This is a genomic window from Oceaniovalibus sp. ACAM 378, from assembly GCF_008085915.1.
Lineage (GTDB): Bacteria > Pseudomonadota > Alphaproteobacteria > Rhodobacterales > Rhodobacteraceae > Oceaniglobus.
This window is the reverse complement of sequence record NZ_VSJK01000001.1, coordinates 405,117-430,178: the sequence shown is the minus strand read 5'-3', so window position 1 is coordinate 430,178 and position 25,062 is coordinate 405,117. Positions and strand designations below refer to the sequence as shown.

The following is a 25,062-nucleotide window of genomic DNA, read 5'->3' as shown; positions in this document are numbered from 1 at the left end:
TTGCCAAGTCGACACCGATAATAGTAACTTCGGACATGGATGCTCCTTCCTTTTGTGATGGCTTTAACACTCACCACAATGGCACATTGCGATGCCGTCGGGAGGGGCATCCACGCCATCAACAGAGCCCAGATTACCTACAACAGTGCCACTGCTTTGTCGCACGATCAACCATCATCCAAAACGCGGCATGAATGCGCTTTTCGGTCTCTGCGGCGTGGGTGAGGTGGTTTCGTGCCTGTTGTGCACCTGGTCGGACAATTGAGTCGGTGGGGCACGGAGCCCGTGGGTCGCTACCGGTATGCAATGGAACAGAACGCCGCCGACGCCAACCTTCTCAGCGGGCGCGTCTAAGTGACTTGGTGAAGTCCGAGACGGCAAACAACCTGCGGGATCGTTTGATCATTCGGGTTGTAACCTGGTCTCGGTCTTGGGAACCCGATCAGGCCTCTGGCAATCCCGGCTATCTCAGAGATATGAAAATTGCGAAAACCTTCTTCACTGTTTCCTTGGAGCTGCCACGCGCTGAGCGTCAGTTTGCCTCTAAAGTCGTATCCCAGCAGGTGAGGCTCAACTTCACGACGCACGCCTTTATACATGAAGGAGATCCGCGTGCGTCGCTGAATGGCTTTGCAAATCAACTCTTCCATGTCGCACTCCGTCAAGTGATGCAGGGACTGCCTTATCCATTCTCAGGCCCTTCGCCGGCCATGTAAGGCTTCCCATCGCTCTTTCCATGGCGCCGGGCACATCAGTTCGCTTTCCGTGGGGGGATATTGGGCAGAAGCGAGGCAAAACATGTGGCTAAACGCCGCTCATGCAATGCCAAGAATAAGACAGTTTCCGCCGAGACATGATGGCGAGATCCATCGTCCAAGTGTCGTCATGATTGCCCTGCATTTGGCAATCAGTCCACACGGAAAGGTGGCGACATGAGTGGCAGATCAACCAACGAAACGGCAAGCTCGATCTCCCGACTTCGTAGTGAAGGGGGGTCAAGCTGCAAGCGCGAAATATTTCCGCCGTTACTGGATCAAGCGGAGATCGATGACGCTGGCCGATACGGTCTTTTCAAAGCGGTCGAGCGGTGGATATGGGGCCGATGAGTCGCACCGGGTCATTGTTACCGATCGTTGCGGGTTGTTTCGACGGGCAGGGTGATGTCCCAGCCGTTCCCAAACTCCCTGTTTGTTCACAAATTGTCCCGCTTTGTTCACGCTTGCTGTGGGAACAAATGATCACGGAGAAACAGGTGGATAGGTTTGATTGCACTTCGTTTACACCGAAAATTTCGGCGGTTCGAGCCCGTCACGACCCACCATAAACCCATGACATACGGGTATTTCGCCATCGGCGTTCCATATTTCTGCAACATGCGCACGGATTCGGTGCGATGGCGATCAGGGGCACCCTCGGCCTCTGCCCTGCATATCTTTCGTCCGGACATGCGTCCTGCCAACCCAACCTCCCGCACAAAAGTGTCGCTTTGGCCCATCGAGATCAGCTTGAAACTCGTCGAGAAGCGGTGGTATGAGGTTCCTGTCGCGGGTGTAGCTCAATGGTAGAGCTTTTGCTTCCCAAGCAAGTGACGAGGGTTCGATTCCCTTCACCCGCTCCAGCTTTCAGTGCTAAAAACCGGAACAACATCACCTGATCGGGATGCAGCACCGCGCACCGGTCGGCCTGGTCCGGAGCCTGTTCTCCGGGAGGTCGCGATGCGCCGGGCGCTGGTATTTCGCGATAAACGATATCCTGCCGTTCGCGCATCACATACCCGGGTCATGCCGATCCTCGTCTTCCGACCACTCTCATGGCGAGAGGATGGTTTTTGTATCCAGAGATGCGAGTATTAACCGGCAATCCGGTCTAACACCGCGAAATTTGGATGCAGGGTCAGCCCAACCAGCCGGGCTCCATCCCTTTGGCATCGGTGCGCATCGCCGCAATCGCATGGCCAATTTCGGATTCCGAGATGACCAGATCAAACGGGCCCGCCATCAACGCATGAACGTCTTTGCCCGCCCTTGGTACGGTGCCCAAAGGCAGCCCCGCCGCCTGTGCCACGCCGATGACATGAGCGATAGATTTCTCCACATCCGGGTGGTTGGTTTCGCCCAGCACGCCATGGGTGCCGGACAGGTCGTAGGGACCGATGAAAATCATGTCGATGCCTTCGACCTTGGCGATTTCTTCGGCGTTGTTCACGCCCTCGATGGATTCGATCTGCAGCATCAGGAACAACCGGTCCTTGGCCGCCCCGGGGTAGGCGCTGTCGGTGCCATAGCGGCTGGCACGGATTTCGCCCGCAAAGCCCCGCAGCCCGTGGGGGGGGTAGCGGCAGGCGGCCACTGCCGCGCCGGCGTCTTCGGCGGTGTGGATCGACGGGATCATGATGGATTCAAGCCCCAGTTCCATCGTGCGCTTGATCACCAAGGGATCGTGGCCCGGCACCCGCACCATGGCATGCCCGCCAGCAGCATTGATCGCGCGCAGCATATGCGCCGTCGTCTCATTGCCCGCCGGTCCGTGTTCGTTGTCGATCAAGACGTGGCGAAACCCGGAATACACCGCCGCCTCGGCCATGTCGGGCGACCCGGTTTCAAGCCAAAGCGCGCGGGTTTTCTGTCCGGCCACGATCCGGTTCTTCAAGGCGTTGCTCACGTTATGCTCCTGCATTTTCGGGTGTTTTCGGGGACCGCCACAGCGACCCCGAGATCAGATAGGTCCAGAGCGCCGGTGTGGCGATACCCAGAACCGCGGCGACCGGGCGGTCAAAAAGTCCCGGAAAATCGCCCTGTGTCTTTGTCATCATGTTTAAAAAGTTCTTTTCGATCGCCTTGCCCAATCCGCTAAGGATCGCCGGGGCGTTGAGGATTTCGTTTTCCTCCATGAAACAGGCAAGCAGCCCCAGAACCAACATGACCCAAACGGAGAACGCCGTGGTGTCGACGGTAAAGGAACCGATGATACAGAAGATCAGGATCACCGGCATCTCCCAGTGGAACACGAGACGGAGCACCTCAGCTGCACCATCGGAACAATCACGTCTCAGGCGGGCGACGCGGCAGAGGCACCCGCGCCGCCGTTCAGGGGCTTCGTCCGGGGCTTACCCCAACATGGCCAACAGCGCGGGCGAGGGTGTGCCGGTGGCTGCCAATCCGCGAGACGCCTGAAAAGCGGTGATCGCAGCGGTGCTTTTCGGGCCGATCACCCCATCGGTGCCGTCGGTGTCGAACCCTGACGCCGTCAGGCGGCTTTGCAATCTTTGGCGGTCGACCTTGGTCAGACCATTTGCATCGGGCGGAAACGCGCCCTGAATCGGCCCGCGCCCAAGGATGCGATCCGACAGATGCCCGACCCCGATCGCATAGCTGTCCGAGTTGTTATAGCGTTTGATCACATCGAAATTCCGCCCCACGACAAAGACTGGCCCACCGGGTTGGGGCTGCAACTGCCGCCCGCCAACTTGCGCGCCGGGGGATCCGACCTCGCCGCCCCAGGATTGCCCGCTGACCCAACCCGAGCGTTTCAGATAGGCGGCGGTGCTGGCCAAAGCGTCGGACGGATCGTCGGCCCAGATGTCGCGCCGTCCGTCACCGGTAAAATCAACGGCATAGGCAAGGTATGACGTGGGAATGAACTGGGTGTGCCCCATGGCGCCCGCCCAGCTTCCGGTCATATTGGCCGGGGTGGTGTCGCCATTTTGCAGGATCTTCAGCGCCGCGATCAGCTGGCTTTCGAAAAACGCGCCGCGCCGGCCGTCAAAGGCCAGCGTGGAGAGCGCGCTGACCACCGGCACGGTGCCGCGCCGTTCGCCGAAAAAGCTCTCAAGCCCCCAGACAGCGGCGACCACATGGCCCTCGACCCCGTATTGCCGTTGAATCGCGTCCAGTGTGCCCTTGTGACGGGCATAGGCGGCGCGCCCCTTGGACACCCGCTCATCACTGGCCGCGATGCCAAGGTAATCTTCCAGACTGCGTTTGAATTCGGTCTGGTTCTGGTCACGATCGATCACGTCGGGCAGGAAACCGGCACCGACAAAGGCGCGCTGGATCGTGCCCGAGTTGATCCCCTGCGATGCCGCGCGCGCCTTGAACCCTGAAACCCAGGAATCCCAACCTGTATTCGGAACGGCGCGAAATACCGTTTCGGCCCGCGTCGAGGGAGTGGCGGAAAACCGTGCTGCGCCGCTGCTGCACCCTGAAAGAAGTGTTGCAAGGGCCCCAAAGGCAAAGACCCGCCTGTTTGTCTGCATCTGCTCACCCGATTGTTCGTGTTTGTTGTTGGGCGGTACCCTAACGGATCGCCAAGCGCGCGCAACGGGTGTTGGCGGCAGATTGCCGAGAGCAGGGGCGACTTTGAACGGCATCAAAACGCGCTGGAAGTTCGGGTGCTTTTTCGGTCCGAGCGTTTGTCGGTTCTGAGCGTTTTTTCAAGTAATGTCACCTCACCCTAGAACCCATCGGGCAGACGGTGCGCGCCCGGTGTCGCCTCCAACTCCGCCGTCAGGGTGGCACAGAAGGCGGCGGCCGGGCGGGAAAGCGGGTGTTCGCCGTGCCCCAGAAGATGCAGATCGAACGGAATTTCGGGCGCGAACGGAACGGTTGTCAAAGTGGTTGGACCGAAAAGTCGCGGCGTGAACGGGTCGACAATGGCCGCGCCCAACCCCTGAGCGACCAGCGCACAGGCGGAATAGGACGGCTGACTTTCCACCACGATATCCGGCGATACCCCTGCGGCGGCAAAGCGCTCGCTTACATATCCTGCCGTCACGCTTTGATGGGCCAGCGCGACCATCGCCACCCCATCAAGATCGCGGGGCGTCAGCACGCTGTGCCGGGCCAGAGGATGCCCAAAAGGCAGCGCAACGACACAGGCTGTGCGCCAGGACGCGATGCGCCTGACATCCCTGCGCCCGACGGCAATCTGCGCCACACCGATATCGGCCTGACCCGCGGCCACCAGATCGGCCACGCGGGGCGAGGTGTGAACATTATGAGTGACCCGCAAGCCACTGTATTCACCAAGAAAGCGGGCCAGTGCCCGGGGCAGGACATGAAGGCTGACCATGGGCAGGGTGGCCACCGACAGCACCCCCTGCCGCATGCCGCGCAAATCCCGGGCGAACCGTTCCAGCCGGGCCATGCCGTGGAACATCCGCTCCACCTCACCGGCCAGGCCGCGCGCCTCGGGCGTGGGGAACAGCTTGCCCGCCCGTCGCTCGAACAGGGCGAACCCCAGATCCGCCTCAAGATCGGCAATCAGACGGCTGACGGCGGGCTGACTGACCGACAAAGCGCGCGCCGCCGCCGTGACCGATCCAAGCCGCATGACATGGCGAAACGCGTTGACCTGACGCTCTTTCATAACCGACCCTATACCAAAAACGTATGGACACCCCCGGGAATTCTATTTGATTTTATCACAGTGGCGAGTCCCAATACCGTCGAACCGGTCACACATTGGAGGTCTACCCATGCACCTGTCCCGTCGTTCCGCTTTCGCCCTGTCCCTGTCCACCGCGATGCTCGCCGCATCCGGCGCCTGGGCGGCAGATTACAACCTGCGCATTCACACGCTGGTGCAGTCGCCGCATCCGTACAATGACATGGCGGTCTTCGTAAAAGAGGAACTGGAAACAAAGTCTGATGGCGCGATCGCCGTCACGGTTTTCGACTCGGGCCAGTTGGGACAGGATCCTGCAGTGATCGGCGAAGTCGGGCTTGGCACCATCGACATGATGATTTCGACCGCATCCAATGCTGCGGGCGAAGTGCCGGAACTGTCGATCTTCACCATGCCCTATCTTTTCGAGAGCATGGACGACGCGATGGCAAAACTGGCGGTCGGCACCCCCGCTTTTGACCATTTCGCCAACGCCTTCATCGACCGGGGTACGGGGGTCAAGTTGCTGGCTCTGGGCGCCTCCGGCGCGCGCAATCTGTCTTCGGTCAATGTCTCGGTTACGACGCCTGACGATCTGGCGGGGCTGAAGATGCGCACGACGCAATCGCCGATGGACTCCGAAACCTGGGCGGCTTTGGGCATGTTGCCGGTTTCGGTCGCCTGGGGCGAACTTTACGCTGCCATGCAGACCGGTGTGGCCGACGCAATGGAAAGCTCGCTGCCCGGATATTCCGGTTCCAAGCTTTATGAGGTCGCGCCGAACCTTTCCCTGACCGAGCATCAGATCCAGATCACCCACACCTCGATTTCCCAGCGGACATTCGACAAACTGCCCGAGGACTTGCAAAAGCTGGTGGTCGAAACCGCTGCTGCCGCCAACGAACTGGGCACGCAAAAGGCCAAGGGATACGACGCCAATCTGGTTGAAACCCTGAAGACCGACCATGGTGTGACGGTGTCCCAGCCCGACAAGGCTGCCTTTATTGCCAGATTGGAGCCGATCCAGATGGACCTTGCCGCCCGTCTGAGCCTTGAGCCTGAATACAAGCTGTTGAAGGGTAAGTGATCCCACAGTTCCCGGCCCCTGTGGGCCGGGGCCGCAACCGGATCCAGGGATTATGTACTCAAAAATCTGTCATGGGCTGATGCGGGGTGTCGAAACCGTGCTCGGCGTGCTGTTCCTTGGTCTGATCGTCTCGGTTGCGCTTCAGGTTATTGCGCGCAATGTGCTGCATATTCCGCTGTTGTGGACCAGCGACATGGCGCAGCTGCTGTTCTCGTGGCTGATCTTTATCGGTGCCGCTGTCGGGCTGCGGCAGGGGGCGCATTACTTTGTCGATATCCTGCCCGAAGGCGATGGGATGCTTGGTCGCGCGGTGACTTGGTTCGGGGTTCTGGCCGGTGCTGCCGTCGTCTGGATCCTGATCTTCAACGGCTGGGCGCTGACCATGGCGCGGGCGCGCGGTGAAATTCAAAGCATCGGGATATCGCGCATGTGGCTGTACCTGCCGATTCCGCTGAGCGGGGTGATGATGGGGCTCTTTCTGGTGGAAATCGCGATGAAGGAATGGCGCGGAACCCCGCCCGATACATCGCAGGAGCGTTCGCAGTGAACCCGCTGGTTGTTCTTTTGGGCAGTTTCTTTGTGCTGATCGCCTTGCGGGTGAACATCGGGTTTGCGCTGATCCTTTCATCGTCCGTCGTGATCGTGATGGAGGATCTGCCGCTGACCAGTGTGGTCAATCAGATGTATGCCGGGATCGACAGTTTTACCCTGCTGGCCGTGCCGTTCTTCATGCTGTTGGGGCGTATCCTGAACGCCGGGTCGATCACCACGCGGCTGTTGGCCGTGGCCGATGCGACGGTGGGCCATGTGCGCGGCGGCTTGGGTCATGTGAACGTCTTTGTGTCGATGATTTTCGCGTCGCTGTCGGGCTCGGCGGCAGCGGACACGGCCAGTGTCGGCAGCATCCTTATTCCGGCGATGAAGAAGGCGGGATACGATCCGGCCTTTACCGTCGCGTTGACCGCCGCCAGTTCGACCCTCGGCGTGATCATTCCGCCATCAATCATCCTGATCGTCTATGGCGCCTTCGGCAACGTCAGCATCGGCGCGCTGTTTCTGGGCGGAGTGGGGCCCGGCATCTGTGTCGCGCTGTTCATGATGGGCTATACCTATGTGCTGGCATTGCGCCACGGATACCCGGCCAACCCGTTTCCCGGTGTGCGCGGAATGACCGTCGCAGTCGCCCGTGGCTCGGCACCGTTGATGATTCCGGTGCTGGTGCTGGGAGGGATCGTCGGCGGGTTCTTCACGCCGACCGAAGGCGGGATCATTGCCGTTCTCTGGGCGTTGTTCCTGACATTCGTGGTCTATCGCGACATCCCGGTGCGGATGTTGCCAGCAGTTCTTCAGGCCGCGGTGGTGGATTTCGCCATACCGATGTTCACGGTCGCCTCGGCGGGGATCTTTGGCTGGATGATCGCCTATCTGGGCGCCGCGCAGATCGTGGTGGATTTCATCCTTGGCGTCACCGCCAACCGCTATGGCATCATGCTGTTGCTGATGGGCTTTCTGCTGCTGGTCGGCATGGTGCTGAACCCGATTTCCGCCACGCTGATCTTTCTGCCGATCATTCAGGGGCTGGGCACGACCGCCGGGATGGACCCGGTGCATCTGGGCGTTCTCTCCACGGTTATCCTGTCGGTTGGCCTTATAACGCCGCCCTACGGTATCTGTTTGCTGATCGCGGCGCGCATCGGTGATGTGCCACTGGGCCGCGCGATGTGGGCGGCGGCGCCGATCTGTGCACTGACGGTCTCGGTTGGTGTGCTGTCGCTCTGGGTGCCGGGCATCATGCTGTGGCTGCCAAAACTTCTTGTTCCGCAATTATTCTGAGGAGGGTTCCATGACACATATCAAACCGAAGGGATCGTTCGTCGCCCTTGTCACGCCGATGAACGAAGATGGCAGCGTGGATTTCGAGGGGTTTCGCACCCTGCTGAACTGGCACGCAGAGAACGGCACCGAGGCGGTGCTGATCATGGGGTCGACCGGCGAAGTGTCGATGCTGTCCCATGATGAGCGGCGGGCGATCATTTCCCAGACGGCCAAGATGAAGCCGGGCAAAATGTTGATGTATTACGGCTGCACCGGCAACAACACCGAAACCACCATCGACTATGTCCGCTATGCCAAGGGTGAAGGGGCCGACGGCGCGATCATCGCCGCACCCGCCTATATCTGCGCCGACCGCCCGGCGATCACGGCCTATGCAAGCGAGGTTCTGGATTCCTGCGATTTTGCCATGGGGTTCTATAACAACCCGCCACGGGTCAGCACCGATCTGCATTGGGACGATCTGCTGAAACTGGCGAAACACGACAATATGGTGGTGCTGAAGGAAAGCACGACACGCGTGGGGCAGGTGGCACAGGTTTGCGCCGCCAAGCCGGATATGTCGATCATGTGCTGCTGCTCGCCCAACCTTGGCCTTGTGGTACCGACGATGGCTTTGGGCGGACATGGCACGGCAAACATGACCGGCAATATCATCCCGCGTGAAATGGCCGTGATCTCCAAGCCGTGGGAAACCGGCGATGATGCGTTCAACCACCGCGCGGCATGGCTCGACAACCTTGATATGCTGCATTTCGCCTATGCTGCGGTGAACCCGGTGTCGATCAAGACGCTGATGCGGGCAGTGGGGCTGCCTTCGGGGCCGCTGCGCAAACCTTTGCAACCGGCATCGCCCGTCGTGCTGGCACAGGGGCTGGCGGCGTTCGATAAACTGGGACTGGCGGACAAGTATGGCCTGAGCCGACCTTCGCTCGCCGCCGAGTGATGGCGCCGGGTCGGCCCGTTTCCCTGTGCCATTGGGGCGCGTTCGAGGCGGTCGTGGAAAACGGCCGCCTTGTTGCCGCGCTTCCGTGGAACAACAGCGGAGCCGACCCGGTGATGATCGGCAAATGGCCGGATCTGGTCTATTCCGATACAAGGATCACCCAGCCCCATGTCCGGCGCGGCTGGCGTGACGGCACCGGGCGGCGCGGCGATGATGATTTCGAACCGGTTGATTGGGACACCGCGCTGGACCTTGCGGCGGGCGAACTGGCGCGGGTTCACCACGAACACGGGCCCGCATCGGTGTTTGGCGGCAGCTATGGCTGGTCCAGCGCGGGCCGGTTCCACCATGCGCGCACGCAGGTCCGCCGGTTTCTGGCGGCGGCGGGCGGGTTTACCGATGTGGCGGGAAACTATTCCTGGGCGGCGGCGCAATTCCTGCTGCCCCATGTTCTGGGCGATGACAGCGCGGTGTCCCAGGCTGCGACGGATTGGGCGACAGTGGCCGACCATGCCGATCAGGTGGTCGCCTTTGGTGGGCTGAACGCCAAGAACTGGCGTGTGACGTCGGGCGGGGCAGGATCGTACCGCATACCGGAAACGATTCAAAAGGCGGCGGCGCGGGGCGTGCGGTTTACCGTCGTTTCGCCGCTGGCCGACGATTGCCCGCCGGGCATCGACACGACCCGTATCAGCGCCCGCCCGGGCAGTGATACGGCGATCATGCTTGCCCTGTGTCACCGCGCTGTGGCGACGGGCCGGGCCGATCGCGGGTTCCTGAACCGGTTCACCACGGGCGCGGACCAGTTCATCGCCTATCTGAACGGCAATGACGGCACGGTAAAAACGCTCGACTGGGCCGCTGCCCTTGCGGATGTACCGGTCGCCGAACTGCACGCTCTGTGGGACAGTATCGCCACCGGTCGCGTGATGCTGACGGCAAGCTGGTCGTTGCAGCGCGGCGATCATGGGGAGCAGCCGTTTTGGGCGCTGATCGCACTGGCGGCGATGCTGGGGCAGATCGGTCTGCCGGGGGGCGGGTTCTGTTTTGGCTATGGCTCGATGAACGGGGTCGGGGCGACGGGGCGGCGTGGGTACGTGCCGATGATGCCTTCGCTGCCTAATCCGGTTACGCAATCGCTCCCGGTCGCCTGCTTTGCTGAGGCTTTGGCGCATCCCGGGCGGGTATTTGATTTCAATGGCACCAAGGTCACCGCGCCCGATATCAGGCTGGTCTGGTGGGCGGGGGGCAATCCATTTCACCACGCACAGGATCTGAACGCGCTGGAACAGGCGTGGCAACGTCCCGAAACGGTGATTGTGAACGAGCCGTGGTGGACGCCGACCGCGTTGCGCGCCGATATCGTGTTCCCCTCCACCACGACGGTGGAGCGGGCAGACATCGGCGGATCATCCCGCGATTTGTGGGTGTTTCCTGTGCCCAAGGTGATCGAGCCGGTGGGGCAGGCGCGCAATGATTTCGACACGTTCTGCGCGCTGGCTGACCGGCTGGGATGTCGCGCCGCCTTTGACGAAGGCCGCGACGAGGCCGCATGGCTGCGCCATTTGTGGGGGCGCAGCATGGCACGGGGGCGGGCCGAAGGCGTCGGGGTGCCGGATTATGACACCCTCGTCGCCCATGGCCCCTGGCCGGTGCCGCCCGACAGACGCGCCGAGGTTCTGTTGCAGGATTTCCGCGACGATCCCGACGCCCATCGGCTGGCCACGCCTTCGGGACGGATCGAACTGTATTCGGAAACCGTGGCGGGATTCGGATATGCCGATTGCCCGGGCCACCCGGCTTGGTTGCCGCCCGATGAATGGTTGGGAACCGCCGCGCCGGGCGAATTGCATCTGGTCACCACCCAACCTGCGCGCCAGTTGCACAGTCAGCTGTGGCAGGTCGCCGACCGGCGCCCCGAACCGGTGCGGATCAATTCTGCCGATGCGACTGGTCGAGGGATCGCCGAGGGTGATCCGGTGATCCTGTTGAACGCCCGTGGCCGCTGCCGCGCCCTTGCGCAGATCGATCCGGGGGTCCGGTCCGGTGTGCTGATCATGGCGACCGGCGCATGGTTTCACCCGGGTGCGGATGGCACCGAACTTAACGGCAACCCGAACGTGTTGACCGCGTGGCGGCAGACCTCGGCCTTGGCTCAGGGCTGTGCTGCGCTCAGCACTTTGGTGACTTTGGAAAGGGAATGATATGGATCTGGGACTGACCGGCAAACGCGCATTGCTGACCGGCGCGAGCAAGGGGATGGGCCGCGCCTGTGCCACCGCATTGGCCCGCGAAGGTGTGGCGGTGACCATCGTTGCGCGCACCGTTGAAACGCTTGAGACGACCGCGCAGGCGATCCGCGATGAAACCGGCGCATCGGTCACCGCCGTTGCCGCCGATATCACCACGGCTGAGGGCCGCGCCGCCGCGCTGGCGGCCTGTTCCGACCCCGATATCCTGCTGAACAATGCGGGGGGTGCCGCACCGGGCAATTTCCGCGACTGGGACGAAGAGATCTGGATGGCCGCCCTCAATCAGATGATGTTGCCGCCGATTCTGATGATGCGCGAGGTCGTGGACGGCATGATGCAACGCAAATGGGGCCGGATCGTCAATATCGCGTCGCGCAGCGTCAAGATCGCGCAGCCCGAACTCGGGTTGTCCAATGGAGCGCGATCAGGGCTTGTGGGGTTCACCGCAGGGATTGCGCGTCAGACGATTGCCCATGGTGTCACGATCAACAACCTGCTGCCGGGGATCTTCGATTCCGACGGTCAGCGTGAACATATCGCCGGGATGCTGCGGCCCGATCAGACCTTCGACCAAGTCTGGCAGGCCCGTGCAGATGGGAACCCCGCCGGGCGTTATGGCCGGACCGAAGAAATCGGCGCTTATTTCGCCTTTTTGTGCAGTCAGCACGCCGGATTCGTCACGGGACAGAACCTGCTGATCGACGGCGGCAGCTATCCCGGAACATATTGATCGCGGATGCTAAGGGTTCTTCAACAGATTTCGCGCAACATGATCTCCGGCTAGACCGATGCGCAGTGCGGAACGGAAAGGAAGCATAGCTTGACGCAATACAGGCAGCCTGCCGAAGGGCTGATCGCGCTTGAGCGGCGGTGGGCCGATGACCTTGCCTGTCTCGGGTTTGCCGACGGAACGGCTCACGATGCGGATTGGCCGGGCCTGCGCGCCTATGACCAACCCGAACTGAGCGGCGATGAATGGCTGGTCACGCCATTGCCCGCTGCCCCTGCTCAAAAGGAGCCCGCCCCATGACCAATACTGCATTTGCCCTCTCGGGTGCCGCAAATGCTGCGCCCCCTCTGGTTGCCGCTTTGGAAATGCGCGCAAATATCCTCGATCTGACGCAACAGGCCGAAGACGCGGTTCTGCGGCCCGACGATCCCGGGGGTTGGTCCCATGCCCAAAGGGCCGCCATGGCGGCGCGGATTGCCCGGCTGAACGACGATACCGCGCTGGCCGATCACTATGGCGGGGCTGTAGACGCGGCACCCATGGCCGATCCCGGATGGCAGGGCGAAGATAAGCGGACCCGCGCCGCACTGCGGTTCATGGATGCCATGGCCCGCGATCCACGCGACATGGAGGCCGGTGATATCGCACGGCTTTTGCAGGCCGGGATCGACGATGCCGATATCGTGCGCCTGTCCGAGCTGAACGCATTTCTCGCCTATCAGCTGCGGCTTGTGGCCGGGCTGCGTCTGTTGACAGGTGCTCTATGAGCGAGGTTTTGAAAAAGTTCACCAAGACGGTGCCCCATTGGCGCCCCCGCGTCACCCCTGTGCGGCTTGAGGATGCGAGTGCGGCGCAGCTTGAGGCGTTGCAGGTCACGCCGTCGAACACAAAAGTCAGCGAATATGTTCTGGTGCTGGCCCATGACGTTGAAACGCTGAAGGTCCGCTCACCGCTGTTCAACGCCGTGATGTACGACGCGGCAGGGTTGAACCGTGCGGACCGCGAATTGGGCGCAATCGGCGCGTCGATGGTGAACCGCTGTATTTATTGCGCTGCCATGCATGCAACGCGCCATATTCAGGCAAGCAAGAGCGACGAGGTGGTCGACGCGATCTTTGCCCGGGGCGCTGACGCCGATCTTGCTCCGCGCGAACGGGCGATTTTCGATTTTGCCCGCCACCTGTCGGACGCCCCGCCGCGCGCCGATGCCGAAGACGTGCAGAACCTGCGCGAGGCCGGTCTGGATGACGCAGAAATCCTTGACCTTATCCTGTCCACGGCGCTGTTCGGCTGGGCGAACCGGTTGATGCATGTGCTGGGAGATCCGGTGCGCCGGGGCTGATCCCGTATGCCATGGCGCGCGGGCGTCAGACGTTCAGTTGCCGGATCGCTTCGCTCAGATCGATGGCTCCATCATACAGCGCGCGGCCTGAAATCGCGCCCGATATCACCCCGGTGTCGCGCAGCGCCACAAGATCGGTCATCGACGATACGCCGCCGCTGGCGATCACCGGAATATCGGTGGTGCGCGCCAGATCGGCGGTTGCAGTAACGTTCGGCCCCTGCATCGCGCCGTCTCGGTCGATGTCGGTATAGATGATCGCCGCCACTCCGGCGTCCTGAAACCGCAACGCCAGATCGCCTGCCATCACATCGGTTTCGGTCGCCCAGCCCTTGGTCGCCACACGTCCGGCCCGCGCATCGATGCCCACCGCCACCTGCCCGGGGAAGGCGCGCGCCGCACGGCGCACAAGATCGGGATCTTCGACCGCCACGGTGCCCAGAATGACCCGCGCCAGCCCCTTGTTTAGCCAGGATTCGATGGTGGCCATATCGCGGATGCCGCCGCCGAGTTGCGCCGGGACATCGATCGCGGCGAGGATGGCATCCACCGCCGCGCCATTGACCGGAGCTCCGGCAAATGCGCCGTTCAGATCAACCAGATGCAACCACTGGCACCCGGCATCCTGAAACGCCCTTGCCTGCGCTGCGGGATCGTCACCGAACACTGTGGCTTTCTCCATGTCGCCTTTCAGCAGACGCACGCATTGGCCGTCTTTCAGGTCGATGGCGGGGTAAAGGATCATCGCGACGCTCCGTTCGTTGTTTGCGCTCTTTTGCACCGGTGACGCTGCGGGCTCAACCCCGCGACCCCGCGTCAGTGTTGCCGGCTCGCCCACTGGGGTGTGCAATTCAGGCATACTGGGGAGGAGACCGAGATGAAACAAATGATCCTTGCGGCATCGATCGCGATTTCAACCACCGGTATGGCATTGGCCGATCCGCTTGTGCTCAAAAGAGACGTGGCAACGGGTAAAGTGAACGGGGTTTGACCGCAGCAACCGCCGGGCGCTCAAGGCAGATGCTGCGCCGCCTCGCGCCGCGCAAAGGGCTTCATCCGCTCGCCATGGGCGTCAAGGAAAGCGCGGGTGCGGGCTGGATCGTGGCGCGACAGATCGCGCAACCACCAGGCCACGGCTTTCTGGATGAATTGATCAGAATCACCGGCATAAAGCGCTGCCCAACCCAAAATTCGCTCCCGCGCCGCGGATTCCTGAGGTTTCGGGTGGTTCTGTTTCGTCCATGGCAGCGTCATCACCAGCGCGGCCCGGCGGGTCCACATATGATCCGAGACGGTCCATGTTTCGACCTCATCCAGACGGGCGGGATCGGCCACCAGCCGCTTTTGTCCGGCAATCGCCGCGTGATCGGCAATCGCCCAGGCATCGAATCCGGGCACCCAGGACGCGATCAGCGCCCATGTCTCATTATCGGGCCGGATCCGCGCCTGGGTCAAAAGTTTGGCCGCCGCAATCCGGCCTTCATGGACGTTGCTGTCCCACAGATCGGCGGCAAGGGTCAGCCGCCCGTCAAGCGTCAGCGCCTCGCGCCATTCTCGTGTCAGACCATCGAGCACCGGATTCGCAGTTCCCAGATAGGGCCGGTCGGCCTTGTGATAAGCCGCCATTTCAGCCGGTTTTCCGGGCAGGGCATGGGTGGCGATTGCCGCCAGAGCTGCATCGGGCGTCATTCGACCGTCACCGATTTCGCAAGGTTGCGCGGCTGGTCCACATCAGTGCCCTTGGCAATGGCGGTGTGATAGGCCAGCAGTTGCGCTGGAATGGCATAGAGGATCGGTGCGAAAACCGACGACACGGCGGGCATGGTGATCAGTTCCCAGGTCCCGCTTGCCGCTTCGGCTGCACCGGCGGAATCGGTGACCAGCAGCACCTTGCCAGCCCGCGCCATCACTTCTTGCATGTTGCTGACGGTTTTTTCGAACAGTGAATCGCGGGGTGCCAGAACAATGATCGGCACATGTTTGTCGACCAGCGCAATTGGTCCGTGCTTCAGTTCACCTGATGCATAACCTTCAGCGTGTATATAGCTGATTTCTTTCAGTTTAAGAGCGCCTTCCAGCGCGAGGGGATACATCGCGCCGCGCCCCAAAAACAAGATATCCTGCGCTTCGGCGAGTTTGCGGGCAATGTCGCGGATGTGCGGCTCGCAGGCCATCGCCTGACTGATCAGCGCGGGCAGGCCGCGTAAATCGGAGAGATGCGTCGCCAGAGTTTCAGGCGGCAGCGTCGAGCGGTCGCCCGCCGCCCGCAGCGCGAGCAGCGCCAGCACGGTCAGCTGACAGGTGAATGCCTTGGTCGAGGCGACGCCGATCTCGCGCCCGGCCATGATCGGCAGCGCGACATCGCTTTCACGGGCGATGCTGCTTTCGGGGACGTTGACCACCGCCAATATCGCTGCCTTGTCGCGGCAATATCGCAGAGCGGCCAGCGTATCGGCTGTCTCGCCCGACTGGCTGACGAAAATCGCCAGCGTATTGGCGGTGATCGGCGGTTCGCGGTACCGGAATTCAGAGGCCACATCGACTTCGACAGGAATGCGCGCCAGTTGCTCGAACCAGTATTTGGCGGTCAGACAGGCATAGAAGGCGGTCCCGCAGGCGACCATGATAATTCGGTCAATCCCTTTGAAATCAGGGAGTTCGGCTGGCATCTGAATGTCGTTTCCACTGACGTAATGGGTCAGGGCGTCGGCCAGAACGACAGGCTGTTCGGCGATCTCTTTCGCCATCCAGTGCCGGTGCCCGCCCTTTTCCACCCGGGTCTGATCCGCATCAAGCGTTTTCATTGCGCGGATCGCGGGCCGTCCTTCAGAATCGAAAATTTCCACCCCGGCACGGGTCAGAACCGCGCGATCGCCCTCTTCAAGATAGGTGATGCGGTTGGTCATCGGTGCCAGTGCAATTGCATCGCTGCCAACATACATTTCGCCGTCGCCATGTCCGATGGCCAGCGGTGATCCTTTGCGTGCGGCGATCATCAGATCGTCTTCGCCCTGAAACAGAAAGGCGAGCGCAAAGGCGCCCTCAAGCCGCTCTAGCGTCAGGCGTGTCGCCTCGCGCGGGTCGTGGCCTTCGTCGATGTGTTTCCGGGTCAAAAGCGCGATGACCTCGGTGTCTGTTTCGCTCTGGAATGCGTAGCCTGCCACCTCAAGTTCGGTCCGCAAGGCTTTGAAATTCTCAATAATTCCGTTGTGTACCACCGCCACCGGCCCGGCTTGATGCGGGTGCGCATTGCCCACCGTCGGACCGCCGTGGGTGGCCCAGCGTGTGTGACCGATGCCAGATTTTCCCGCCAGCGGATTGTGCACCAGATGATCGGACAGGTTTACCAGTTTGCCCACCGCGCGGCGGCGGTCCAGCACGCCATCGCTGACGGTCGCTATTCCTGCGCTGTCATAGCCGCGATATTCCAGCCGCTTCAACGCTTCGACGATGATCGGCGCCACTTCGTGGGTGCCCAGCACCCCGACAATTCCGCACATTATCCGTCCGCCTTCTGGCCATTTGCCTTAAGTTTCTTTAATTTTTCAAACATTCGCGTGGCAAATTCCGGTATCAACATCTGCCGGGCGCGGCCAATGCCGAGCGCGCCTTCGGGCACCTCTTGCGTTATAACCGAACCGCTGGCCGTCATCGCGTGTGCCCCCACTGTCACCGGGGCGACCAACATTGTGTTCGAGCCGATAAAGGCGTGGGCGCCAATGACCGTGCGATGCTTGAAGACGCCGTCATAGTTGCAGGTTACCGTGCCCGCACCCAGATTGGCGTGATCGCCAATATCCGCGTCGCCGACATAGGACAGGTGGTTCACCTTGGCCCCATCGCCCAGCATCGCGTTCTTGATCTCGACGAAATTCCCGACCTTGACGTCATTGGACAGTTCGGCGCCGATGCGCAGACGTGCAAACGGCCCGACAACCGCGCGGGCGCCCACATGGCAGCCCTCAAGGTGCGAGAAGGACCGGATCTGCGCCTCGGATTCAATTGTGACACCGGGGCCGAAGATCACGTTGGCCTCGATCACCGCATCACGGCCGATCATCGTGTCATGGCTGAAAAATACCGTGTCCGGTGCGGTCATGGTCACGCCGTTGTCAAGAGCTTCGGCGCGCATCCGGGCCTGAAACAACGCTTCTGCCCGGGCCAGTTCGGCGCGGGTATTAATGCCCAGAGTTTCGGCTTCGTCACAGGTGACGGCCGTCGCATTCAGCCCCCGGGCCCGAGCGATGCCGACGATGTCGGTCAGATAATATTCGCCCGCGGCATTGTCGTTTCCCACGGCATCAAGCATATCGAACAGAACAGAGGCGTCGGCACAGACTACGCCGCTATTGCAGAGGGTTATCGACCGTTCTTCATCCGTTGCGTCCTTGAATTCGACGATCCGTTCCAGCGTGTCTCCCGCCATCACCAACCGACCGTACCGGCCGGGGTCGGCGGCCTGAAATCCCAACACGACGACATCATGGGTTGCCCGCGCCGCGGCCATCCGTTCCAGCGTCTCACCCGTCACAAAAGGGGTGTCGCCATAAAGAACGAAGACATCGCCCACCGCGTCCGCCAATGCCTCGCGCGCGCAAAGCACCGCATGGGCGGTGCCAAGCTGTTCGGACTGTTCGGCCACCGCGATTTCGGGGTCATATGCCGCCGCGCGGCGCACCAGATCACCGCCGTGGCCGACGACCAGCACCCGGCGGTCAGGCTCCAGCGCGGCGCCGGCGTTCAGGGCATGGACGAACAATGGCGCTCCGCCCAAACGGTGAAGCACTTTGGGCAGGTCCGACAACATGCGCGACCCCTGTCCGGCGGCCAGTACGATGAGATGTGTTGGCATGAGAGCTCTTTCTTTTCTGCCTGCGCCGTTTTACCGCTTGGTGGCCAGTCGACAAGGGGCAGCATGGTCAATAATTCTTGCACGGCGTTACAAAATCGATGTTTCTCTCTGAAAGGGGCTTCATGCGTACGGTCATATTCGATTTGGACGGGACATTGGCCGATACCGGCGCCGATCTGATTGCAGCGGCGAACGCCTGTTTCCGCGATCTGGGGCATGGTGATCTGCTGGTTCCCGGGCCTGACACCGGCACGGCGCTGAAGGGCGGGCGGGCGATGCTGCGCCTAGGGTATTCGCGTGTCGGCGAAATAGACGAGACGGTGGTGGATGCGCAGTATCCTCGGCTACTGGCGCATTACGGTGAGAATATCGACACGCATACGGTACTGTATCCCGGAGTCGAGCGGGCGGTAAGGGGGCTGTCGGACACTGGCTATGCCGTGGGTATCTGCACCAACAAACCCGCGGGGCTGGCCGAAACTCTGATGACGCGGCTGGGTGCGCGGGACTGGTTCGGATCGCTGATCGGTGCCGATACGCTGCCGGTGAGAAAACCCGACCCCGAGCCGTTTTATGAAGCGGTGCGCCGGGCGGGCGGCGATCCGGCGCAGGCCCTGTTGGTCGGGGACACGCTGACCGATCTGGCCACGGCGCGCAACGCGGGCGCGCCCTGCATTCTGGTCACCTTTGGTCCCGATGGGGAAACCGTGCGGAGCATGACGGCCGACGGATTTCTGGCGCATTTCGACGATCTGGGCGATGCGGTGCGAGCGCTGATTGGATGACGAGCGGTGAGATCTTTACCGGCAGCTTTACCCAGCAAGAGCCAATTCCCGATGACGCGATCACAGCCGCGCTTGGCGTGCTGCGCCATGGGCGGTTGCACCGGTACAATCTTGTGCCCGGCGAACTCGGCGAAACTGCATTGCTGGAGCAGGAGTTCGCGGCGCTGACCGGTGCGCGCTATTGTCTGGCTGTTGCGTCGGGCGGCTATGCTATGGCGACGGCTTTGCGGGCGCTGGGGGTTGGGCCGGGCGACAAGGTGCTGTCGAACGCATTCACGCTGGCCCCGGTGCCGGGCGCGATTGCCAGCATCGGCGCGGTGCCGGTGTTCGTCGGTGTGACCGACGCCTTGCGCATCGATCTGGATGATCTGGAGTCCAAGGCAGGATGCGGCGCGCGCGTTTTGCTGCTGTCGCACATGCGCGGGCATATCTGCGACATGGACCGGCTGATGGCGATCTGCGACGCCGCCGGAATCGCGGTGATCGAGGATTGCGCCCACACCATGGGTGCGACCTGGAACGGCATACCCTCGGGGCGGTTCGGCGTCATGGGATGCTTTTCGGCGCAGACCTACAAACATGTGAACGCGGGCGAGGGCGGGTTTCTCATCGGAGATGACGCCGAGACGATGGCGCGGGCGGTGCTGCTGTCGGGGTCGTACATGTTATATGAACGCCACGCTGCGGCCCCGCCGCCTGAGGTTTTCGAGCGGGTGAAATATGACACGCCGAACATTTCCGGACGGATGGACAACCTGCGCGCAGCGATCCTGCGCCCCCAACTGACCCGCTTGCCGCAACAATGCGCGGCGTGGAATCTGCGCTATGCCCGCGTTGATCAAGGGCTTGCCGGGGTGCCCGGACTGTCGTTGATCGAGCGCCCAAAGGCCGAGGGCTATGTTGGTTCGTCGATCCAGTTCCTGTTGCCCGGCTGGCCCGGCGATGCGGTTGCCGCCCTTGTCGCGCGCTGCAGGGAACGGGGGGTCGAGCTGAAATGGTTCGGCGCGCCGGATCCTTTGGGGTTCACCTCGACCTATCGGCACTGGCGCTATGCCGCATCCGATCCGATGCCAGAAAGCGACCGTGTGCTGGCCGGGCTGATCGACATGCGCCTGCCGCTGACATTCTCGCCCGAGGATTGCGACCAGATCGCGCGGATTATCCGCGCCGAAGTCATTGCGGGCGCAGATCGCACCGGGCCTGATCGGGCCTGATGGCGTCGGAATCGTTGGCCGGGCCTGATTTTTGGCCACTGCCGCACCTGTGGCAGAGATTGTCCGCCGACCGGAACCGGGACAGGGGCTGGTCCATTGAGACCTGACGCTATACTCCACACCCCACCTTAGGGCGAATCCGGGATACCGAAATGATCACCCTGCATCACTGTCACCAGACGCGATCCATGCGCGTACTCTGGCTGCTCCACGAACTGGACGTCGAATTTTCGCTGCGTGTCCATCCTTTCGACCGGACTCTGCGCACACCGGAATTCCTGTCCTACAATCCGGCGGGTCGGGTGCCCGCGCTTGAACTCGACGGTGATGTGCTGTGGGAAAGCGGCGCGATCATCGAGATTCTGAGCGAACGTTTTCCCGAGCGCGGTCTTGGCCGCCTGCCGGGTGAAATCGATCGTCCCGATTTTCTGGTCTGGCTGAATTTTGCCGAAACCGTCACCCAGCACACCGCAGCACTGACCCAGCAGCATATCATGCTCTACGAAGACGAAATGCGCTCGCCCATCGTGATGAAGCTGGAAACAGCGCGGCTTGCGCGGTGTTTCGACGCCATCGAGTCGCGCCTGTCAACTCCGGTGGAAAACCGCGATCACCTGCTGACCAGCGGTTTTTCCGCCGCCGATATCGCCGTCGGGCAGGCGGTGTATATGGCGCGGCATTTCTTGCGGACCGATGATTATCCTTCGCTGACCGACTGGTATGATCGGGTCACTGACCGATCGGCATTTCGCAATTCGCTGCCCCCCGAGGGTGCCGAACTCCTGTTTGCCCGCGACTTTTATCCCGTCTGGCCACTGCCCGACCCGCAGTAATCACCAGACGCCCCGGTTGACCCTGCCAAGGCGCGGCCATAAACAGACAAGCAGCACCGTCCCGCTCCATCTGGCGTGGACAAAGGAGATGCGAACGTGGACGATTTCCTGAGAGAATACCTGCCGATCCTGATTTTTCTGGCTCTGGCCATCGCGCTTGGCCTGATCCTGATCCTTGCAGCGGTGGTGATTGCCGTGCGCAATCCCGATCCCGAGAAGGTTTCGGCCTATGAATGCGGATTCAACGCCTTTGATGATGCGCGGATGAAATTCGACGTGCGGTTCTATCTGGTGGCGATCCTGTTCATCATTTTCGACCTTGAAATCGCCTTTCTGTTCCCTTGGGCCGTGGCGTTCAAGGACGTGAGCGATGTGGGCTTCTGGTCGATGATGGTGTTCCTGGGCGTTCTGACCATCGGATTCGCCTATGAATGGAAGAAGGGGGCGCTGGAATGGCAATGACGGGCACCAACACTGCCGGTTTCGATCCGGAAGTCGCAACCGGAACGCTGAACCGCGAGCTGCAGGACAAGGGGTTTCTTGTCACCAGCGCCGAGGGTCTGGTGAACTGGGCGCGGACCGGCTCGCTTCACTGGATGACCTTCGGGCTGGCCTGTTGTGCGGTCGAAATGATGCACACCTCGATGCCCCGGTATGACGCCGAGCGATTCGGCATCGCGCCCCGTGCATCGCCCCGGCAGTCCGACGTGATGATCGTCGCCGGCACCCTGACCAACAAGATGGCTCCGGCGCTGCGCAAGGTCTATGACCAGATGCCCGAGCCGCGCTATGTGATCTCGATGGGGTCCTGCGCCAACGGCGGCGGATATTATCACTACAGCTATTCCGTCGTGCGCGGCTGTGACCGGATCGTTCCGGTCGATATCTATGTGCCCGGTTGCCCGCCAACGGCCGAGGCGCTGCTGTACGGAATCCTGCAACTGCAACGCAAGATCCGGCGTACCGGCACGATCGCGAGGTAGGGTGATGAACGAACAACTGAACGAACTCGGCGCCCATATCGAGGCAAAGCGCCCGGACTGTGTGGTGGCCTTTTCCGTCACCCATGGCGAGCTGACGATCGAGGTGGCCCCCTCGTCTCTGGTGTCCTTCGTCGATTTTCTCAAGACCGACCGCACCTGTCGGTTCTCGACGCTGATCGACATCACCGCCGTCGACTATCCGGCGCGCGAGGCGCGGTTCGACGTCGTGTATCACTTTCTCAGCATGTATCAAAACCAACGCATCCGCCTGAGGGTGGCTGCGCGCGAACAGGATATGTTGCCGTCGATCATTTCGGTCCACCCCTCGGCCAACTGGTTCGAACGCGAGGTGTTCGATATGTTCGGCCTGCTGTTCACCGGCCACCCGGATCTGCGCCGCATCCTGACGGATTACGGGTTTCGCGGACACCCGCTGCGCAAGGACTTCCCGACCACCGGCTATACCGAAGTCCGCTATGACGAGGCGCTGAAGCGCGTGGTCTATGAACCGGTGAAGCTGGTTCAGGAATACCGGCAATTCGATTTCATGAGCCCCTGGGAAGGGGCCGAATACATCCTGCCGGGTGACGACAAGGCCGGGGCGCAAAAGGAATGATCGCCGACGGCTTGGCGCGGTGTCTGCCGTTCGCGGCGGGCGTCATCCTGTCGCGGACCGTCATGTTCGGCAGTCGTCTCGCCGCTTGCGCAAAGGGCTGAACGTGGCCGCCCCCACTCTTTTCTTCTGCGTCGGGGCGACCAAGGCGGGCACCTCCTGGCTGCACGAGGCTTTGAGCGATCACCCCGAATGCCGGTTCCGCAGCATCAAGGAACTGCACTATTTTGACGCGCTGGAACATGGCCGCATTGCTGCACAGGTGTCGCAGATCACCGCGCGGCGCGATGATCTGGCGGCGCGGATCGATGGCGCGCCGGTGCTGAAGGCCGCCGAACTGGCGGTCCGGGTGCAGGATCGCAATGATTGGCTGTCGGTGCTGGCAAAGGGCGAAGATATCGATGCTTACCAGGCCTATGTCATGGCCGGGGCAGGGGAGGCGCGTGTCGTGGGCGATGTGACCCCGGCCTATGCCCTGCTGCCCGAACAGCGGTTGCAGCAGATGGCGGGGCTGAGCGGCGACGTGCGGTTTCTGTACTTGCTGCGCGATCCCATCGCCCGGTTGTGGAGCCATGTCAGAATGATGGCGGCGCGGCGTGGTCCCGACGGCAAGGTCGATCCGCAACGCGCGCAGAACATCCTGAACCGCACATTGCGCGGCGACGAGCATGAGATCGAGATCCGCGGCGATTATGCCGCCGCGCTGACCCGTCTGCGCGCGGTGATTCCGTCGGATCGGCTTTTGTGCGTATACTACGAAGATCTGTTCGACGGTGACGGAATGGCGCAGATCTGCGACTTCCTGTCGATCAGCCGGATATCCGGCGACGGGGCGCGACGGGTTCACGCAGGGGCGGTGCTGGACATGCCCGCGCCCTTGCGCGAAAAGGCGGGTGCGTGGCTGGTGCCGCAATATGAATTTGTGGCCCGGACGCTGGGCCGTCTGCCGCTGGCGTGGCAGGCAAACATGCAAGGGGTCTGAAGATGAAGGACGGACAATTCGAAGACGCCCGCACGGGCGAACAGAAGATCCGCAATTTCAACATCAACTTTGGCCCGCAGCATCCGGCGGCCCACGGCGTTCTGCGTCTGGTGCTGGAACTTGACGGCGAAATTGTCGAGCGTTGCGATCCACATATCGGCCTGCTGCACCGGGGCACTGAAAAGTTGATGGAGTCGCGGACCTATCTGCAGAACCTGCCGTATTTCGACCGGCTGGATTATGTCGCGCCGATGAATCAGGAACATGCCTGGTGTCTGGCCATCGAAAAGCTGACCGGCACACCGGTGCCGCGCCGTGCCTCGCTGATCCGGGTGCTGTACTCGGAAATCGGCCGTGTGCTGAACCATCTGCTGAACGTGACGACTCAGGCCATGGACGTGGGCGCACTCACCCCGCCGCTCTGGGGCTTCGAAGAGCGTGAAAAGCTGATGATCTTCTATGAACGGGCCAGTGGCGCGCGCCTGCACGCCGCCTATTTCCGTCCCGGTGGCGTGCATCAGGATCTGCCCCCGGCGCTGATCGAAGATATCGACGCCTGGTGCGATCCGTTTCTGAAGGTGCTCGACGATATCGATGAGTTGCTGGCCGAAAACCGGATCTTCAAACAGCGCAACTGCGACATCGGCGTGGTGACCGAGCAAGAGGCGCTGGATTGGGGCTTTTCCGGCGTCATGATCCGTGGGTCGGGCATGGCCTGGGATTTGCGGCGCGCGCAGCCCTATGAATGCTATGACGAATTCGATTTCGGCATTCCGGTGGGCAAGAACGGCGACTGCTATGACCGCTATCTGGTGCGCATGCAGGAAATGCGCGAATCAACCAAGATCATCCGCCAGGCCTGTGAAAAGCTGCGCCGCGAACCGGGGCCGGTGATCGCGCGCGGAAAGATCTCGCCGCCGACCCGTGGCGACATGAAGACTTCGATGGAGGCGCTGATCCATCACTTCAAGCTTTATACCGAAGGGTTCCACGTTCCCGCAGGCGAAGTCTATGCGGCTGTCGAAGCGCCCAAGGGCGAATTCGGCGTCTACCTCGTGGCCGACGGCACCAACAAGCCGTACCGCGCTAAAATCCGCGCCCCGGGCTTCCTCCATCTTCAGGCCATGGACCATGTGGCAAGCGGTCACCAACTGGCTGATGTCGCCGCAATTCTCGGCTCCATGGATGTGGTGTTCGGCGAAATCGACAGATAGGCGCCATATGC

The 25,062-nt window shown here is 61.8% G+C and carries 26 protein-coding genes and 1 tRNA gene; 18 read left to right on the top strand and 9 right to left on the bottom strand.

The window, feature by feature from the left end; genetic code table 11:
* Nucleotides 1–350 precede the first annotated feature (350 nt).
* Nucleotides 351–650, bottom strand: coding sequence for a WYL domain-containing protein (locus FQ320_RS01965; RefSeq protein ID WP_148469469.1), 300 nt, complete (start codon nt 648–650; stop codon nt 351–353).
* 894 nt (nt 651–1,544) lie between these two features.
* Between FQ320_RS01965 and FQ320_RS01960 the strand changes: the two genes are divergently transcribed.
* Nucleotides 1,545–1,618, top strand: a tRNA-Gly gene (locus tag FQ320_RS01960).
* 275 nt (nt 1,619–1,893) lie between these two features.
* Here FQ320_RS01960 and FQ320_RS01955 read toward each other — a convergent pair.
* From FQ320_RS01955 to FQ320_RS01940, 4 genes are all read right to left on the bottom strand, one after another.
* Nucleotides 1,894–2,661: an HpcH/HpaI aldolase/citrate lyase family protein gene (locus FQ320_RS01955; protein WP_187393738.1), complete on the bottom strand. Its 768-nt coding sequence runs from the start codon at nt 2,659–2,661 to the stop codon at nt 1,894–1,896.
* 1 nt (nt 2,662) lies between these two features.
* Entirely contained in the window at nt 2,663–3,019 is a 357-nt protein-coding gene (locus tag FQ320_RS01950; RefSeq protein WP_148469465.1) for a tripartite tricarboxylate transporter permease, read from the bottom strand.
* Between the two features lie 87 nt (nt 3,020–3,106).
* The gene (locus FQ320_RS01945; protein WP_148469463.1) at nt 3,107–4,255 is read right to left on the bottom strand and encodes a lytic murein transglycosylase; all 1,149 of its coding nucleotides are present in this window, start codon (nt 4,253–4,255) and stop codon (nt 3,107–3,109) included.
* Between the two features lie 197 nt (nt 4,256–4,452).
* Entirely contained in the window at nt 4,453–5,367 is a 915-nt protein-coding gene (locus FQ320_RS01940) for a LysR substrate-binding domain-containing protein (RefSeq protein ID WP_148469461.1), read from the bottom strand.
* Nucleotides 5,368–5,476: 109 nt separating this feature from the next.
* Between FQ320_RS01940 and FQ320_RS01935 the strand changes: the two genes are divergently transcribed.
* From FQ320_RS01935 to FQ320_RS01895, 9 genes are all read left to right on the top strand, one after another.
* Nucleotides 5,477–6,472, top strand: a complete 996-nt coding sequence (locus FQ320_RS01935; RefSeq protein WP_148469459.1) for a TRAP transporter substrate-binding protein — start codon at nt 5,477–5,479, stop codon at nt 6,470–6,472.
* Between the two features lie 52 nt (nt 6,473–6,524).
* Nucleotides 6,525–7,019 (top strand): TRAP transporter small permease, encoded by a 495-nt coding sequence (locus FQ320_RS01930; protein WP_148469457.1) that lies wholly within the window; start codon nt 6,525–6,527, stop codon nt 7,017–7,019.
* Nucleotides 7,016–8,305, top strand: a complete 1,290-nt coding sequence (locus tag FQ320_RS01925; RefSeq protein WP_148469455.1) for a TRAP transporter large permease — start codon at nt 7,016–7,018, stop codon at nt 8,303–8,305. Before FQ320_RS01930 ends, FQ320_RS01925 begins: the two co-directional genes overlap by 4 nt.
* A gap of 10 nt (nt 8,306–8,315) precedes the next feature.
* On the top strand, nt 8,316–9,251 hold the full coding sequence (locus FQ320_RS01920; protein ID WP_148469453.1) for a dihydrodipicolinate synthase family protein: 936 nt from the start codon (nt 8,316–8,318) through the stop codon (nt 9,249–9,251).
* Nucleotides 9,251–11,455, top strand: coding sequence for a molybdopterin-dependent oxidoreductase (locus FQ320_RS01915; protein ID WP_148469451.1), 2,205 nt, complete (start codon nt 9,251–9,253; stop codon nt 11,453–11,455). The genes FQ320_RS01920 and FQ320_RS01915 overlap by 1 nt, the downstream gene beginning before the upstream one ends.
* 1 nt (nt 11,456) lies before the next feature.
* On the top strand, nt 11,457–12,233 hold the full coding sequence (locus FQ320_RS01910) for an SDR family oxidoreductase (RefSeq protein WP_148469449.1): 777 nt from the start codon (nt 11,457–11,459) through the stop codon (nt 12,231–12,233).
* 90 nt (nt 12,234–12,323) lie between these two features.
* On the top strand, nt 12,324–12,533 hold the full coding sequence (locus tag FQ320_RS01905; RefSeq protein WP_148469447.1) for a hypothetical protein: 210 nt from the start codon (nt 12,324–12,326) through the stop codon (nt 12,531–12,533).
* Nucleotides 12,530–13,000, top strand: a complete 471-nt coding sequence (locus tag FQ320_RS01900; protein ID WP_148469445.1) for a hypothetical protein — start codon at nt 12,530–12,532, stop codon at nt 12,998–13,000. The genes FQ320_RS01905 and FQ320_RS01900 overlap by 4 nt, the downstream gene beginning before the upstream one ends.
* Entirely contained in the window at nt 12,997–13,575 is a 579-nt protein-coding gene (locus tag FQ320_RS01895; RefSeq protein ID WP_148469443.1) for a peroxidase-related enzyme, read from the top strand. The genes FQ320_RS01900 and FQ320_RS01895 overlap by 4 nt, the downstream gene beginning before the upstream one ends.
* 25 nt (nt 13,576–13,600) lie before the next feature.
* On the opposite strand, the gene hisA is transcribed toward FQ320_RS01895, so the two are convergent.
* From hisA to glmU, 4 genes are all read right to left on the bottom strand, one after another.
* On the bottom strand, nt 13,601–14,320 hold the full coding sequence (gene hisA, locus FQ320_RS01890) for a 1-(5-phosphoribosyl)-5-[(5-phosphoribosylamino)methylideneamino]imidazole-4-carboxamide isomerase (RefSeq protein ID WP_148469441.1): 720 nt from the start codon (nt 14,318–14,320) through the stop codon (nt 13,601–13,603).
* Between the two features lie 266 nt (nt 14,321–14,586).
* Entirely contained in the window at nt 14,587–15,264 is a 678-nt protein-coding gene (locus tag FQ320_RS01885) for a DNA alkylation repair protein (protein WP_148469439.1), read from the bottom strand.
* Complete coding sequence (glmS, locus tag FQ320_RS01880) at nt 15,261–17,075, bottom strand: glutamine--fructose-6-phosphate transaminase (isomerizing) (protein WP_148469437.1); 1,815 nt, start codon at nt 17,073–17,075, stop codon at nt 15,261–15,263. The genes FQ320_RS01885 and glmS overlap by 4 nt, the downstream gene beginning before the upstream one ends.
* Nucleotides 17,075–18,427 carry a bifunctional UDP-N-acetylglucosamine diphosphorylase/glucosamine-1-phosphate N-acetyltransferase GlmU gene (gene glmU / locus FQ320_RS01875; protein WP_148469435.1) on the bottom strand — a complete coding sequence of 451 codons (1,353 nt, stop codon included), beginning with the start codon at nt 18,425–18,427 and terminating at the stop codon, nt 17,075–17,077. Before glmU ends, glmS begins: the two co-directional genes overlap by 1 nt.
* Before the next feature lie 122 nt (nt 18,428–18,549).
* Here glmU and FQ320_RS01870 point away from each other — a divergent pair, with 122 nt between their 5' ends.
* The 8 genes from FQ320_RS01870 (at nt 18,550) to FQ320_RS01835 (ending at nt 25,051) form a co-directional block, all read left to right on the top strand.
* Nucleotides 18,550–19,212: an HAD-IA family hydrolase gene (locus tag FQ320_RS01870; protein ID WP_148469433.1), complete on the top strand. Its 663-nt coding sequence runs from the start codon at nt 18,550–18,552 to the stop codon at nt 19,210–19,212.
* A complete protein-coding gene (locus FQ320_RS01865; RefSeq protein ID WP_148469431.1) occupies nt 19,209–20,426 on the top strand; it encodes a DegT/DnrJ/EryC1/StrS aminotransferase family protein in 1,218 nt (405 codons plus the stop codon). Before FQ320_RS01870 ends, FQ320_RS01865 begins: the two co-directional genes overlap by 4 nt.
* 152 nt (nt 20,427–20,578) lie before the next feature.
* Nucleotides 20,579–21,259, top strand: a complete 681-nt coding sequence (locus tag FQ320_RS01860; protein ID WP_148469429.1) for a glutathione S-transferase family protein — start codon at nt 20,579–20,581, stop codon at nt 21,257–21,259.
* A 96-nt stretch (nt 21,260–21,355) separates the two neighbouring features.
* Nucleotides 21,356–21,721, top strand: coding sequence for an NADH-quinone oxidoreductase subunit A (locus FQ320_RS01855; RefSeq protein WP_148469427.1), 366 nt, complete (start codon nt 21,356–21,358; stop codon nt 21,719–21,721).
* Nucleotides 21,712–22,242 (top strand): NADH-quinone oxidoreductase subunit B family protein, encoded by a 531-nt coding sequence (locus FQ320_RS01850; RefSeq protein WP_148469425.1) that lies wholly within the window; start codon nt 21,712–21,714, stop codon nt 22,240–22,242. The genes FQ320_RS01855 and FQ320_RS01850 overlap by 10 nt, the downstream gene beginning before the upstream one ends.
* Nucleotides 22,243–22,246: 4 nt before the next feature.
* The gene (locus FQ320_RS01845; RefSeq protein WP_148469423.1) at nt 22,247–22,858 is read left to right on the top strand and encodes an NADH-quinone oxidoreductase subunit C; all 612 of its coding nucleotides are present in this window, start codon (nt 22,247–22,249) and stop codon (nt 22,856–22,858) included.
* 103 nt (nt 22,859–22,961) lie between these two features.
* Complete coding sequence (locus FQ320_RS01840; RefSeq protein ID WP_187393737.1) at nt 22,962–23,837, top strand: sulfotransferase; 876 nt, start codon at nt 22,962–22,964, stop codon at nt 23,835–23,837.
* A gap of 2 nt (nt 23,838–23,839) precedes the next feature.
* Nucleotides 23,840–25,051 carry an NADH-quinone oxidoreductase subunit D gene (locus FQ320_RS01835; protein WP_148469419.1) on the top strand — a complete coding sequence of 404 codons (1,212 nt, stop codon included), beginning with the start codon at nt 23,840–23,842 and terminating at the stop codon, nt 25,049–25,051.
* Nucleotides 25,052–25,062 lie beyond the last annotated feature (11 nt).